Source organism: Falsiroseomonas frigidaquae (genome assembly GCF_012163145.1).
GTDB lineage: Bacteria > Pseudomonadota > Alphaproteobacteria > Acetobacterales > Acetobacteraceae > Falsiroseomonas > Falsiroseomonas frigidaquae.
Genome location: NZ_JAAVTX010000003.1, coordinates 72,457 through 86,979, shown reverse-complemented (window position 1 = coordinate 86,979; position 14,523 = coordinate 72,457). Strand labels below are relative to the sequence as shown.

Annotated in this window: 12 protein-coding genes; 7 read left to right on the top strand and 5 right to left on the bottom strand. The window is 70.4% G+C overall.

What is annotated here, in order from left to right:
* Positions 1–42 precede the first annotated feature (42 nt).
* The 7 genes from HB662_RS09410 to HB662_RS29920 all read left to right on the top strand — a co-directional run bounded on the left by HB662_RS09410 (position 43) and on the right by HB662_RS29920 (position 8,747).
* Positions 43–912, top strand: coding sequence for a glycine--tRNA ligase subunit alpha (locus HB662_RS09410; RefSeq protein ID WP_168049493.1), 870 nt, complete (start codon positions 43–45; stop codon positions 910–912).
* A gap of 52 nt (positions 913–964) precedes the next feature.
* Positions 965–1,225: a type II toxin-antitoxin system VapB family antitoxin gene (locus tag HB662_RS09405; protein ID WP_168049492.1), complete on the top strand. Its 261-nt coding sequence runs from the start codon at positions 965–967 to the stop codon at positions 1,223–1,225.
* 20 nt (positions 1,226–1,245) lie between these two features.
* Positions 1,246–1,611, top strand: a complete 366-nt coding sequence (locus HB662_RS09400) for a type II toxin-antitoxin system VapC family toxin (protein WP_209443207.1) — start codon at positions 1,246–1,248, stop codon at positions 1,609–1,611.
* Positions 1,611–3,752: a glycine--tRNA ligase subunit beta gene (gene glyS, locus HB662_RS09395; RefSeq protein ID WP_168049490.1), complete on the top strand. Its 2,142-nt coding sequence runs from the start codon at positions 1,611–1,613 to the stop codon at positions 3,750–3,752. Before HB662_RS09400 ends, glyS begins: the two co-directional genes overlap by 1 nt.
* An 80-nt stretch (positions 3,753–3,832) precedes the next feature.
* Entirely contained in the window at positions 3,833–6,505 is a 2,673-nt protein-coding gene (gene ppdK / locus HB662_RS09390) for a pyruvate, phosphate dikinase (RefSeq protein ID WP_168049489.1), read from the top strand.
* A 263-nt stretch (positions 6,506–6,768) separates the two neighbouring features.
* Positions 6,769–7,548: a glycosyltransferase family 2 protein gene (locus HB662_RS09385; RefSeq protein WP_168049488.1), complete on the top strand. Its 780-nt coding sequence runs from the start codon at positions 6,769–6,771 to the stop codon at positions 7,546–7,548.
* Complete coding sequence (locus tag HB662_RS29920) at positions 7,545–8,747, top strand: O-antigen ligase family protein (RefSeq protein WP_168049487.1); 1,203 nt, start codon at positions 7,545–7,547, stop codon at positions 8,745–8,747. Before HB662_RS09385 ends, HB662_RS29920 begins: the two co-directional genes overlap by 4 nt.
* Positions 8,748–8,835: 88 nt before the next feature.
* Here HB662_RS29920 and HB662_RS09375 read toward each other — a convergent pair whose 3' ends face one another.
* The 5 genes from HB662_RS09375 to HB662_RS09355 all read right to left on the bottom strand — a co-directional run bounded on the left by HB662_RS09375 (position 8,836) and on the right by HB662_RS09355 (position 14,502).
* Positions 8,836–9,690: a S1C family serine protease gene (locus HB662_RS09375; protein ID WP_245185549.1), complete on the bottom strand. Its 855-nt coding sequence runs from the start codon at positions 9,688–9,690 to the stop codon at positions 8,836–8,838.
* An 86-nt stretch (positions 9,691–9,776) separates the two neighbouring features.
* Positions 9,777–11,750, bottom strand: coding sequence for an alpha/beta hydrolase domain-containing protein (locus tag HB662_RS09370; RefSeq protein ID WP_209443206.1), 1,974 nt, complete (start codon positions 11,748–11,750; stop codon positions 9,777–9,779).
* 78 nt (positions 11,751–11,828) lie between these two features.
* Entirely contained in the window at positions 11,829–12,590 is a 762-nt protein-coding gene (gene radC, locus HB662_RS09365; RefSeq protein ID WP_168049485.1) for a RadC family protein, read from the bottom strand.
* A gap of 74 nt (positions 12,591–12,664) precedes the next feature.
* Positions 12,665–13,471: a type I methionyl aminopeptidase gene (gene map, locus HB662_RS09360; protein WP_168049484.1), complete on the bottom strand. Its 807-nt coding sequence runs from the start codon at positions 13,469–13,471 to the stop codon at positions 12,665–12,667.
* A gap of 158 nt (positions 13,472–13,629) precedes the next feature.
* Positions 13,630–14,502, bottom strand: coding sequence for a methyltransferase domain-containing protein (locus tag HB662_RS09355; RefSeq protein ID WP_408871625.1), 873 nt, complete (start codon positions 14,500–14,502; stop codon positions 13,630–13,632).
* Positions 14,503–14,523: the final 21 nt, after the last annotated feature.

Sequence of the window (14,523 nt, the reverse complement as noted above, 5' to 3'; positions counted from 1 at the left end):
ATTGAAGCGGCCTAACCCTTCCCGGCAAGACCCGTACCCGGCATGTCCGAAAAACCCCCTTCCTTCCAGGACATCATCCTGCGCCTCCATAAATTCTGGAGCGCGCAGGGCTGCCTGATCCTGCAGCCCTACGACATGGAAGTCGGCGCCGGCACCTTCCATCCGGCCACCACGCTGCGGGCGCTGGGGGGGAAGCCCTGGTCGGCCGCCTATGTGCAACCCTCCCGCCGTCCATCCGATGGGCGCTACGGCGAGAACCCGAACCGGCTGCAACATTACTACCAGTACCAGGTCATCATGAAGCCGAGCCCGGCGGATGCGCAGGACCTGCTGCTGGCGAGCTACCGCGACCTCGGCCTGGACCCCATGAAGCACGATTTCCGCTTCGTCGAGGATGACTGGGAGAGCCCGACGCTGGGTGCCTGGGGCCTGGGCTGGGAAATCTGGTGCGACGGGATGGAGGTGGGTCAGTTCACCTATTTCCAGCAGGTCGGCGGCATCACCTGCGAGGTTCCGTCCTTCGAGATGACCTACGGGCTGGAACGCCTGGCGATGTTCATCCAGGACGTGGACGACGTGTACGAGCTGGATTTCAACGGCCGCGGCGTGAAGTACGGCGAGGTGTTCCGCCGCGCCGAGGTCGAATACAGCCATCACAATTTCACGGCCGCCGACACGGCGATGCTGTTCCAGCACTTCGCCGACGCCGAGAAGGAATGCCAGTCCCTGCTGGCCTATGACCCGCCGCTGGCGCTGCCCGCCTATGACCAGTGCATCAAGGCCAGCCATCGCTTCAACCTGCTGGACGCCCGCGGCGCCATCAGCGTGACCGAACGCGCCGCCTATATCGGCCGCGTCCGGGCATTGGCGAAGGGCTGCTGCGAGGCCTGGGTCGCGGGCGAGTCCGCGTGACTTTTCCGGGTTTTTATACCATGATTGCCATCCGTTCTACCGTGAGGGCGCCATGGGCCAGTTGAACATCAAGGACGATGCGCTGATCGCCGATGCGAAGGCGCTGGCGGAACTGCTCGGCACCAGCACCACCGCGGCGCTGCGGGAAGCGGTGCAGGTTCGCCTGGCCGCCGAACGCGCGGCGCGGGAAGACAAGGTGCGCCGGAAGTACGAGGCGCTGGTGGCGATTGGTCGGGAGTCCGCGAAACTGTTCCCGCCCGGCGCGACCAGCGATCACAGCGACCTCTATGACGAGAACGGCCTGCCCAGGTGATCGTCGATACCTCCGCATTCATGGCCATTCTGCGGCAGGAGCCGGAGGCCGAGCGTTTCACGGCGCTGCTGGCCGAGGCGCCGGATGTGGCGATCTCCGCCGGCACCCTGCTGGAGCTGGGCATGGTGGCGGAGGGCAAGGCCGGCCCGGCGATACGGCCGTGCGTGGACCGGCTTCTGGCCGATGCGGAGGCGGAGGTCGTGCCCTTCACCGAAACCCAGGCGCGCCTGGCGCTGGAAGCCTGGCGCCGCTTCGGCAAGGGCCGCCACAAGGCCGCGCTGAATTTCGGCGATTGCTTCGCCTATGCCCTGGCGCGGGAGCGCAACGCGCCGCTGCTGTTCAAGGGCGCTGATTTTTCCGAGACCGATGTGAAGGCCGCGATCTGATGCCGGAGTTTCTGCTCGAACTTTTCTCCGAGGAGATCCCGGCGCGCATGCAGGCGCGCGGGGCCGAAGACCTGGCGAAAGCCTTCGCCGCTGCCGCGGCGCCGCTGCTGGAAGGCGCCCCGAAGCCGTTCTACGGCCCACGCCGCATCGGCCTGTCCGCCACGCTGCGCGCCGAGGTGACGACCGAGGGCAAGGAGGAGCGCGGCCCGCGCACCGCCGCGCCACCGGCGGCGCTGGACGGCTTCCTCCGCAAGCACGGTGCCTCCCGCGAGCAGTTGGTGGAGCAGAACGGCTTCTGGGTGCTCCAAAAACCGGGCGAGACCGTCGCCGCCGCGGCGCTGCTGGCGCAGGTCCTGCCCGGGCTGGTCGGCGGCTTCGGCTGGCCGAAATCCATGCGCTGGAACGGCCCCTTCACCTGGGTCCGCCCGCTGCACCGCATCCTGTGCCTGCTGGACGGCGCCGTGGTGCCCTTCGCCATCGCCGCGCTGCCGGGGATGGACAGCGGCAACCTCACCGAGGGCCACCGGATCATGGCGGCCGAGGACCGCGTCTTCGCCGTGACCGGCCTCGCCGACTACGAAGCCGGCCTGCGCGCCCGCTTCGTGGTGCCGGATGCCGCCGAGCGCATGGCGCTGATCGAGCAGGGCCTCGCGAAGCTCGCCGCCGGACAGGGTGTGGCGGTGGTGCCGGACCGGGGGTTGCTGGAGGAGGTGGCCGGGCTGGTCGAATGGCCGGTGCCGCTGCTGGGGCGCATCGACGACGCCTTCATGGACCTGCCACCGGAGCTGATGCGGACCACCATGCGGGTTAACCAGCGCTATTTCGCGCTGACCCGCCCGGATGGCAGCGCCGCGCCCTTCTTCGGCCTGGTCGCTAACATCGCCGCCACCGATGGTGGGGCGACGCTGGTTGCCGGCAATGAACGGGTGCTGCGCGCCCGCCTGTCCGATGCGCGCTTCTTCTGGGACCAGGACCGCAAGCAAAAGCTGGAGGATTTCCTGCCGAAGCTGGATACGGTGGTGTTCCACGCCAAGCTCGGCACCCAGGGGCAGCGCGTGGCGCGGCTGGAGAAGCTGGCGCGCTGGCTGGCGCCGCATGTCGGTGCCGACCCGGCGCTGGCCGCCCGCGCCGCGAAGCTGGCCAAGGCGGACCTTGCCTCCGGGCTGGTCGGCGAATTCCCCGAATTGCAGGGCACCATCGGCCGCTACTACGCGCTGCACCAGAACGAGGACCCGCGGGTGGCGGAGGCGATCGGCACGCAGTACCGGCCGCTCGGCCCGGGCGATGCGGTGCCGGCGGAACCCGTCGCCATCGCGGTGGCACTGGCGGACAAGCTGGACCTGCTGGCCGGCTTCTTCGCCGTGGATGAACGCCCCACCGGCTCCGGCGACCCTTTCGCGCTGCGCCGCGCCGCGCTCGGCATCATCCGCATCATCCGCGAGAACCGGCTGCGCCTGCGGCTGGAGGATGCTCTGGCCGAGGCCTTCTTCGGCTTCCCCCAGGCGCTGGGCGAAACCGCCACCCCGGAATTCGGCATGGCCGTCGCGCAGGACAAACTGAAGACCGGCTGGCAGCCGGCCCGTGGCAGCGCACACCCGCCCATGGTGGCCGCCTTCGCCGCCGGGCTGCTGGACTTCCTCGCCGAGCGCCTCCGCGTCCAGCTCCGTGCCGAAGGCGCCCGCCACGACCTGGTCGCCGCCGCCTTCGCGCAGGCAGGGGAGGACGACCTGCTGCGCCTGCTGTCCCGCGCCGAGGCGCTGAAGGCGCTGGTGGAGGGGGCGGACGGCCCCAACCTGCTCGCCGCCGCCAAGCGCGCCGCCAACATTCTGCGAATTGAGGACAAGAAGGACGGTCCTCACACAGGCCCGATTGCCGAAAACCTGCTGACGGCGCCGGAGGAACAGGCGCTGGCCGGGGCGCTGGACCAGGCGGAACCCGTCGTTGCCCAGGCGCTGGTTGCGGAAAATTTCGCCGCCGCCATGTCCGCCCTGGCGGCGCTGCGCGCCCCGCTCGACGCCTTCTTCGAGAAGGTCATCGTCAATGACCCCGACGCGGCAACTCGCGCCAACCGGCTGCGCTTGCTCGCACGGCTCAGGGGCGGCATGGATACCGTTGCAGACTTTTCCAGGATCGAAGGCTGAAAAGCGGCGCCCTCCCTCCCACCCCATCCTGACCTCCCCCGGGAAGCTCCGTAACAGTCCAAACAGGAGAACGCCGTTCCATGACTCAATGGGTCTACAGCTTCGGCGCCGGCCACAATGAGGGCCGCGCGGACATGCGCAATCTCCTGGGCGGCAAGGGCGCCAACCTCGCGGAAATGGCCAGCATCGGCCTGCCCGTCCCGCCCGGCTTCACCATCACCACCGAGGTCTGCACCTACTACTACGACCACGGCCAGTCCTACCCGCCGGAGCTGCGCAGCGCCGTCGCCGAAGCCCTGGGCCGCATCGAACAGGCCGTCGGCGCCAAGTTCGGCGATCACCACAAGCCGCTGCTGGTCTCGGTCCGCTCCGGCGCCCGCGTCTCCATGCCCGGCATGATGGACACGGTGCTCAACCTCGGCCTGAACGACGCGACGGTGGACGGCCTGGCCGCCGCCTCCGGCGATGCGCGCTTCGCCTGGGACAGCTACCGCCGCTTCATCCAGATGTTCGGCTCCGTCGTGCTCGGCGTGGACCACCACCGCTTCGAGGAGATCATCGAGCATGTGAAGCTCGACCGCGACGTGATGGAGGACACCGACCTCACCGCGCAGGACTGGCACCGCGTGGTCGCGGGCTACAAGGACATGGTCGAGGAAGTCACCGGCAAGCCCTTCCCGCAGGACCCGCATGCCCAGCTCTGGGCCGCGATCGGCGCCGTCTTCGGCAGCTGGATGAACCCGCGCGCCAATACCTATCGCCGCCTGCACGACATCCCCGCGCAATGGGGCACCGCCGTGAACGTCCAGGCGATGGTCTTCGGCAATATGGGCGAGGATTGCGCCACCGGCGTCTGCTTCACCCGCGACCCCTCCACGGGCGAGAACTTCTTCTACGGCGAATACCTGATCAACGCGCAGGGCGAGGACGTGGTGGCCGGCATCCGCACGCCGCAGCCCATGGCCGAATCCCGCGCCAAGCCCGGCGAACGCAGCATGGAGCTCGCCATGCCGAACGCCTATGCCGAGCTCGTCGCCGTCCGCGAGAAGCTGGAAAAGCACTATGCGGACATGCAGGACATCGAGTTCACGGTGCAGCAGAACAAGCTGTACATGCTGCAGACCCGCAACGGAAAACGCACCGCCGCCGCCAGCCTGAAGATCGCCGTGGACATGGCGCGCGAGGGGCTGATCGACCGGACCGAGGCGATCAAGCGCGTCGACCCCAAGGCGCTGGACCAGCTTCTGCACCCGACGCTCGACCCCAAGGCCGCGCGCAAGGCATTGGCGAAAGGCCTGCCGGCCAGCCCGGGCGCAGCCTGCGGCGTCATCGTCTTCTCGGCGGATGAGGCCGAAGCCCGCGCCGCCAAGGGCGAGGCGGTCATCCTGGTCCGCATCGAGACCTCGCCCGAGGACATCCACGGCATGCACGCCGCCAAGGGCATCCTGACCACCCGTGGCGGCATGACCAGCCACGCCGCCGTGGTCGCCCGCGGCATGGGCCGGCCCTGCGTCGCCGGCGCCGGCTCCATCACCGTGGACTATGCCGGCCAGACGCTGACCGCCGGCGGCAAGCGCATGGCGGCCGGCGACACCATGACGCTGGACGGCGCCACCGGTGAAGTCTTCGCCGGCACCGTCGCCATGATCGAGCCGCAGCTTTCCGGCGACTTCGCGACCTTGATGGAATGGGCCGACGGCGTCCGCAAGATGAAGGTGCGCGCCAACGCCGAAACCCCGCTGGACGCCGAGACCGCCCGCAAATTCGGCGCCGAGGGCATCGGCCTCTGCCGGACCGAGCACATGTTCTTCGACCCGGAGCGCATCGGCGCCGTGCGCCAGATGATCATGGCGGATACGGAAGACGGCCGCCGCGACGCGCTGTCCCGCCTGCTGCCGTTCCAGCGCGACGACTTTCTCAAATTGTTCCGGATCATGGCGGGCTTGCCCGTCACCATCCGGCTGCTCGACCCGCCGCTGCATGAATTCCTGCCGCACCGGGACAGCGAGATCGCCGAAGTGGCGCTGAGCCTCGGCGCCGATGTCGCCGCCATGCAGCGCCGCGCGGCGGACCTTTCGGAAGCCAACCCGATGCTCGGCCACCGGGGCTGCCGCCTCGGCCTGACCTATCCCGAAATCTACGAGATGCAGGTCCGCGCCATCTTCGAGGCCGCCGTCGCCATCGGCCAGGAAACCCACAAGGCGCCCGTGCCGGAAATCATGATCCCGCTCGTCGCCGTGCGGCGCGAGCTGGAAATCCTGCGCGCCCTGGTGGACCGCGTGGCCCAGGAAGTCTTCGCCGAGACGAAGTACCACATCATCTACCAGGTCGGCACGATGATCGAACTGCCGCGCGCGGCGCTCACCGCCGACAGCATCGCCGAAGCCGCCGACTTCTTCAGCTTCGGCACCAACGACCTGACGCAGACCGTCTTCGGCCTGTCACGCGACGACGCGGGCAAGTTCCTGCCCTTCTACGTCGAAAAGGGCATCCTGCCGAAAGACCCCTTCGTCTCCATCGACATCGACGGCGTCGGCGCCCTGGTGCAGATCGCCTCCGAGAAAGGCCGCAAGACCAAGCCGGACCTGAAACTCGGCATCTGCGGCGAACACGGCGGCGACCCGGCCTCCATCCACTTCTGCGGCTCCGTCGGTCTCGACTACGTCTCCTGCTCCCCCTACCGCGTCCCCGTCGCCCGCCTCGCGGCCGCCCAGGCGGCACTGACGAGCGGGGGTGGGGATCGGACGGCCTGAGTGGGTTGTGCGGGTGGTTCGCAGGAGGGGCGCTGCCCCTCCTGCACCTCCCCGCAAAGGGCTTTGGCCCTTTGAACCCATGAGTCATAAGCGGAGAAGCGGAGGGGGCCGGAACGACCGTTTGGTCGACGTTTCCTCAAGCCCCCTCCGCTTCTCCGCTTAAAGTCCTCGCGGTCCAGGGGCCCGAGGCCCCTGGCAAGGGGGTGCAGGGGGAACAGCGTTCCTCCTGCAAACAGCCCGCGCACCCACTGAAGGCCCTCCCGATGTCCCACCCCCGCCTGTCTGCGCTGATTGTCGCGCGGAATGAGGAGCAGCGTTTGCCGGCGTGTCTGGCGTCGGTGGCCTTTGCGGATGAGGTGGTGGTGGTGCTGGATCGCAGCACGGATGGGTCCGCGGATTTGGCGCGGGCTGCGGGGGCGCAGGTGTTGGAGGGGGCGTGGGAGTTGGAGGGCGCGCGGCGCAATGCTGGCATTGCGGCGTGTACCGGCGATTGGGTGCTGGAGGTCGATGCGGATGAGCGGGTCAGTCCGGATCTGGCCTTGGCGGTGCGGCGGGTGATTGGGGAGTCGGGGTTCGCCTGGCATCAGGTGATGGTCGAAAATTACGTGGGCGACCGGCTGATCCGGCATGGCTGGGCCGGCAGTTTCGGCACGACCTCGGTGCCGCGGCTGTTCCGGCGCGGCGCCAAGCAGTGGCGAGCGCAGCGGGTGCATCCGGGGCTGGATTGGGTGGGCCGGCAGGGGCCGCGGATCGAGCAGGGGGCGCTGGTGCATCTGGTCGACCGGGATGTGTCGGACATGCTGCGGCGGCTGGACAAGTATTCCTCGGCCAAGGCGGCGGACCTGCTGGAAAGCGGGAATATCGGCTCGCTGGCCGGCAATCTGCGACGCTTCGTCTCGCGCGCGTTCAAATCCTATGTGAGTCGGAAAGGGTATCGGGAGGGCGCCTGGGGCGTGCTGCTGGCCTTCTGCACGGGGGCCTTTCCGCTGCTGTCCTACCTGAAGGCGCGGCTGGAGCCGGAGCGGCATGGGGGGCGGAAGTGACTCTTCCCTGGCATCGTAGCCCGACCATGCCGGTGGCGGTGTTGCTGGCGGTGGCGCCGGCTTTGGCGGTGGCGCAGTTCCGCGCCATGGCGCTGGCGGTGACCGTCGCGCTGGTGCTGGCGGTGGTCACGCATCGGCGGGTGCGGGGCGCGTGGCCCTGGCCGCGGATGGGGCGCCCGGCCTGGCTGGCGGTGGCGCTGCTCGGCTGGTGCGGGGTGGCGATGATCTGGTCGCCGGAGCCGGTGCGGGCGCTGCAGACCATCGGCGGGCTGGCGGCGCTGCTCGGCCTGGCGCTGATGACGGCCCGCGCCCTGGCGGAGGAGGCGGCGCCGCGGCGCCTGGCCTTCGCGCTGGCGGGCGGGCTGGCGCTGGGGCTGGCGCTGGCGGCGGCGGACCATGCCAGCGGCAATTGGCTGCGGCTGGCGGTGCGCGGCTTTCCGGACATGCCGGCGATCAGCTTCGGGTTGAAGCCGGCCGTGTCCCTCATGGTGCTGCTGCTGCCGCTGGTGCTGGCGGTGCCGATGGCCTGGGCGTTGCGCGGCCTGCTGGTGGCGGCGGGGCTGGCGGTGGCGCTGTGGCTGCCGGCGGATTCCGCCAAGATCGCGGCGCTGGCCGGGGTGGCGGCGGCCGGGCTGGCGATGGTCCTGCCGCGCGCCGTGCCGCGCCTGGCGGCGCTGGGCTTTGCCGCCTTCAGCCTGGCCGCGCCACTGGTCTTCGCCTTCGGCCTGTCCCAGGCGCCCTCGCTGGAGCCGCTGCCGCGATCGGCCGCGCATCGCATCCTGATCTGGGATTTCGTGGTGGACCGGATCGCGGAGAAGCCGCTGCTCGGCTGGGGCATGGAATCCAGCCGCGCAATTCCCGGCGGCAGCGAGAATTTCGCGCCTGAGACACTGGTGGAATACGGCCTGACCTCGCCCGAGGCGCGCCACTGGTTTGGCGTGCCCGCCGCCCGTCGCCTGCCGCTGCACACCCACAATGCCGCGCTGCAGATCTGGCTGGAGCTTGGGCTGGTCGGTGCATTGCTGGGGGCCGCGCTGGGCGCCGCGGCACTGCTGGCCGCCGGCGCCAGCCCGGCGGGCTTCGGCATGGCGGTGTCCGCCGTGGTGACCTGGCAGCTTTCCTTCGGCGTCTGGCAACCCTGGTGGGTCGCCTCCGTCCTGCTGGCTGCCGTGGTCGCGGGGATGCTGCGGAAGGCCTAGACCCTGATCCGCAAAGGCGGATCATGGCCTGGCCTTTGCTGAGCGGGTAATTCACCGCTACGGCGAATCCGCCTTCGCGGATCCCGTTCTACCCCATGCAGCGCATGAACAGGGTGGAGGGATGGGCAATCTCGCCCACCTCCGCCGCCGTGCGCGCCGGGCCATCGCCGAGGCTGGGGGTGACGCCCGCATCGCGCAGGAAATCCACCGCCTCGTTGCCCTTCACCGCGAAATTCACGTTCTGCGGAATGTCGCCGGTGCGCTGCGCCACGCGGGCGGCGTTGAGCTTGGAGACGATGACCCCCACGACATTGCCCGACAGGTCGAGCAGCGGCCCGCCCGAATTGCCCGGCTGCACCGGAGCGGAGATCTGGAACTGCCGCTGGTCATCGGCCAGCCCGGCCAGGGCCGAGACCTCCCCGGTGGTCAGCGTCGGGCCGGAGGACAGCATGCCGGCGAGCGGAAAGCCGTAGGTCACCACGCCCTCGCCACGGCGGATGTTCATCTCGCGCCGGAAGGACAGGGCCGGGCCGGCTTCGCGCGGCACCTCGATCAGCGCCAGGTCGCGCTGGCGGTCGGCGCGCAGCACGCGGGCGGTGGCGTCCGTGCCATCGGCCAGCCGCACCCGCACCCCGCGGCAGCGTTCCACCACATGCGCGTTGGTCAGCGCCCGGCCGGGCGCCACGACGAAGCCGGTGCCGGAGGACAGCATGCGCCCGGTACCAGCCGAGGGCGGGGCGCCCGGCTTGCCCGGGATTGTGCCGGCCTGCGGTCCCGGCGCCAGCGCCGGGGGCTTGCTGGTCGGCAGCGGTGGGAAGCCCTGGCGGAAGCCTGGCGCGTTGCTCGGCGGCGGCTTGCCCTGGCCGAAGGCGTCGCCGCCGGTCAGGAGGGCGGGAAGCAGGCCGAGCAGCAGGGCGGGGATCAGCGTGATGGGGCGGGGCATGTTTCGACACCATGCCGAGTTCCGCCCCCGCCGGTCAACGTCGCAGGGGGCGTCGCCCGCTGCGCCGCGTTTCATGCGTCGCTCGCCTATTGGCCGAGTTGCGCCAGCCGCCCCGAAGCGGCCCGTTCGGCGGCCCGCGCCGCATCCTCCCGCAGCAGCAGGCGCTCCGCCACCATCCGCGCCGCCGCCTGGCGCACCGCCTCGACATAGGCCGCGTCATCGGCGTAGCGCTCGGCCAGCGACGGGCGCGGGTCGTTCGCCGCCATGCGGTCCGCACGGGTCGCGGCGAAGGGGGCGACGGCGCCCTGCAGCGGGAACAGCGTGCCGGCGCCATGGCCTTCGGCGCGCGGGTTCCAGCCGGTGTAGCTGGCGCGCGGCACGGCCAGCGGCAGCATGCGGATGCCGGCGATGGACATGCCATCCGCATCCGCCAGCGGCACGAAGACCGGGTATTCGCCGATCAGCTTCGGCGGGAAGACCGATTGGTCGGAGAAGGCGGCGCCGGTGAAGAGGCCGGCATAGGGCAGGCCGGGGATGTTCACCGGCACCGCCTGCGCGGCCTCCACCAGCGTGCCATGGGCGCGCATCGGCACGCGGCTGGCCGGCGGCTCCACCCCCTCGGCCAGCCAGTCCTGCATCGCCACCAGCAGGGCGCGCATCGGCGGGCCGGCATCCATCGGGTTCACCGGCAGCGCCATGGTGGGCGCGCGGCGCACCGTTTCGGCGGGGCCGGCGTAATGCGGCGTGCCGGCAATCATGTAGGCGCGCACATCCGGCGGCAGCTCGATGTGGTGGCCCTCGAAATCCGTCACGAGGAGCGAAGCCCGGGAGGCCCACCATTCATGCTCGCTGTCGGTCTGCATCACCCGCGGGCAGGTGGCGTTCAGCCGGCAGCGCAGCATCAGCCCGTCGCGCCGGCCGGTGATCGGGTCCTGCATCGTGGCATAGGTGAAGGGGCCGAGGTCGGCCTGCCAGGCGGGGTCCTGCGGGTGGCGGGCATTCCGGCCCGGATGGCCGAAGCGGTAGTTGGTGGCCATGCGCCGCGCGCCGGCGACATGCGGCATCAGCCCGTCGAACACCATGCGGCCGCTGGTATCCTCGTTGAAGCCGAGCCACAGGAAGTCGCGCAGGAAGCGCCCGGATTGGGAGACGCCGAAGCCGATGGCGCGCTGCACGGTGGGCCGGCCCTGATGCGCCAGCGGATTCTCCGGGCCGCCCTCCCGCCGCAGGAAGGCGGCGACGTCGCGCATGGCGGCGAAGCCGAGGCCGGTCACGATCGGGTCGCGGGCGGTGTAGGTCACCTCGTACAGCGCGCCGGCATCGAAGCCGCTGGCGGGGCGGGTGATCTCCACCGTGCGGTCGCCGGTGGCGCGGATCGCCAGGCCTTCGGGGGTCTGCCGCGGTTCGGACCAGTGGCCGCGTACCGTCACGCGCAGGCTGGCCGGGTCCGCGATGGGCCAGCTCAGCGTCGCGGTCACCGGGTTGCGCAGGTGGTCGAACAGGAATTCGTCGCGGGAGGGGCCGGTGACGCCGGTCAGCGTCGGCGCCTGCAAGGCGAGCTGCAGGGGGCGGGAGGGGATGTCCGCCTGCCAGCCGATCCAGGCCATGGAATAGCCCTGCCGGTGCAGGAAGCCGATGCCGGCATCGGCATCCTGCTCCGCCCGGTTGGCGCCGGGCTGCGCGGCATCGTCGAACAGCTGGGGCGCCAGCTTGCGGCCGCGATTCGGCACATCCACCAGCAGCGTGCCATTGCCGCGGGCCGGGTCCGCCGGGCGCAGCAGCACCACATCGGCCATCGCCTCCACCCGCCCCTGGGCATTGCGGGGCGCGCGGTCGATATCGGCGATCACGGCATTGCGCGGGTCCGCCGGGTCCACCGCGATGGTGGCGCGGCCGGTGATGCGAAGGTACGGGCCGGTGCCCTCGAAGCTGCGGCCCTGGAAGGCCGGCGCGCTTTCCAGCGTCTCGAAGCGGATGACCTCGGCCTGGGCGGGGGCATTGGCCGGCAGCGCGAGGCTTCCCAGGCCCAGCGCGCAGGCGCGCAGCAGCTTGTGCATCATCGTTCCCTCCGTTCGGGCGGATCTGCGTCCGTCCCACGATGCGGGAAAGGTTGCGCCTGCTTCGTGGCGCTTGGCAACCTACAGCAGCCCCTCCCGCCGGAAGGACAGGTGCCGGCCATTGCCGACGATCAGGTGGTCATGCACCGCGATGCCGAGCACGGCCGCCGCCGCCTTCACCTCCTGCGTCATCTCGATATCGGCGCGGGAGGGGGTGGGATCGCCGGAGGGGTGGTTGTGCACCAGGATCAGCGCCGTCGCCTGCAATTCCAGCGCGCGCTTCACCACTTCCCGCGGATAGACCGGCGTGTGGTTGACGGTGCCGCGGGCCTGCGCCTCGTCCGCGATCAGGCGGTTCTTGGAATCGAGGAACAGCAGGCGGAACTGCTCGATGGATTCGCGGGCGAGGGCGGCCGACAGGTAGGAGATCAGCCGGTCCCAGTTGTTGAGCACGGGCTGGTCCTTGACCTCCGCCCGCATCATCCGCAGTGCCGCGCCGTGCACGGTCTTCAGCGCCGCGGTGCCGGCCTCCCCCATGCCCTCGACCTGCTGCAATTCCCGCGCCGGGGCGGCGATGGCGTTGGCAAAGCTGCCGAAGCGGGCGAGCAGGGCACGGGCGATGGGCTTGGTGTCGCGGCGCGGCAGTGCCTGGAACAGCAGCATCTCCAGCATCTCGTGGTCCAGCAGGCTGTCCGGCCCGGCGGTCAGCAGCCGGGTCCGCATGCGGGCGCGATGGCCGAGATGGCCGGGCGGCGGCGGCTCCGGCCCGGCGCCGTCGAGGACGGGCGTGAACAGCCCGCCGAAGCTGGCGCCGGCCTCCGAGAATTGCGGCTTGCGGGCCATGTTGGCTCCCCTGGCTCTGCACCGAGGGTGCAACGAAGCCGGGGGATGTTCAACCTTTGCGCGTCGGGTGCCCCTCAGGCGCCGAAGGGCGGCTTGTGCAGGCCGGTGGGCGAGATGGTGAAGATCTCCACGCCATCCTGCGTCACGCCGACCATGTGCTCGAACTGCGCCGAGAGGCTGCGGTCGCGGGTCACGGCGGTCCAGCCATCATCCAGCACCTTCACCTCGGGCCGGCCGGCATTCACCATCGGCTCCACGGTGAAGAACATGCCGGGCTTCAGGACGGGGCCCTCGCCCGGGCGGCCGAAATGCAGCACGTTGGGCGGTTCGTGGAAGCGCCGCCCGATGCCGTGGCCGCAGAAATCCCGCACCACGGAGAAGCGGTTGCGCTCCACATAGGATTGGATGGCGTGGCCGATATCGCCCAGCGTGGCGCCCGGCTTGATGACGCCGATGCCCCGCATCATGGATTCATAGGTGACATCCATCAGCAGCCGCGCCTTGGTGGAGGCGGTGCCGGCCACATACATGCGGCTGGTATCGCCGTGCCAGCCATCCAGGATGACCGTGACGTCGATATTCACGATGTCGCCATCCACCAGCACCCGATCCCCCGGGATGCCATGGCAGACCACATGGTTGATCGAGGTGCAGGAGGATTTGGTGTAGCCGCGATAGCCCAGCGTCGCCGGTATGGCGTGATGGGCCAGGATGTAGTCGTGGATCAGCCGGTCGATCGCCTCCGTCGAGATCCCCGGCTGGATATGCGGGGTGATCATGTCGAGGGTCTCCGCCGCAAGCCGGCCGGCGCGACGCATCCCCTCGAAATCCGCGGGGGCGTGAAGGGTGATGCGACGGCTCTCGCCGCCCTGCTGCTCCATGATGTGCTGACCGTCCGGATCTGATGCCAAAAATATGGCGGTGAAGATGCGCTGCGGTCCCCGGTGTTGCAAGGCGCGGCGGGTGGGAAGCTGGGCTGCGTGGTTGAGCCTCGCTGCTCCGCAGCGTTTAGCTTTGCCGCTCCGCAGGGGGCTGCGCCCTAATTCGGCCGCTCGCCCGCCTTGCGTTCCACCGTGCCCAGCGCATCCGCCAGCCGATGCGTGGCGCTGCCGGGGCGGGCGGGTTTCTGCTGGCTTTCATGCGGCGCCCAGCCGGTCAGCATCAGCAGGCGCAGGCCGGGCGCGATGCCCTGCGGACCGGCCGGCAGCGCGGCGGCGGCCATCGGGAACAGGGCGCGCGGCGGAGTGCGCGGGTCGCGCGCCAGAACGGCATTGCCTTCCCCGGCGGCCCGCAGATCCGCCAGCAGGGCGAGGGGGGTGCGGTAGGCCAGGCCCACTTCCTCCATATCCGCCACCGGCAAAGCGAAGCCGGCGCGTTGCAACAGCCCTGCGGCGTCGCGCAACTCCGGGAAGGGGGAAACGCGTGGCGAGAGCCCGCCGCGCAGCGTGCTCTCCGCCTCCGCCAGCGCCTGGCGCAACGGCTGCAGGGTGCCGAGGCCGGGGAGGGAGGCGAGGAACAACCCATCCGGCGCCAGCGCCCGCCGGATTTGAATAAGTGCCCCCGGCAGGTCGTTCACCCAGTGCAGCGACAGGGAGGCGACGATCAGGTCGAAGCTTTCGGGCGCAAACGGCAGAAATTCCTCATCCGCCGCCACTGCCAGGCCGCCGGCGCGCGCGGCCATGGCGGGCGACAGGTCGGTGGAGATGACCGACGAAATGCCCCGCGCGCGCAGCATCGGCGCCACCACGCCGCGGCCGCCGATCTCCAGCGCGCGGCTGAAGCGGCGGGTGGTGTCGTCCAGCCGGTCCAGCAGCCGATCCGCGCAATCCGCCAGGATCGGCGCCACCTGGTCCATCGTGGCGGCCGCCCGGTCGCGGCGGCGGCGCACCAGCCTGCGGTCGAAAACCTGCATCGCATCCATCCCCCGCAGATG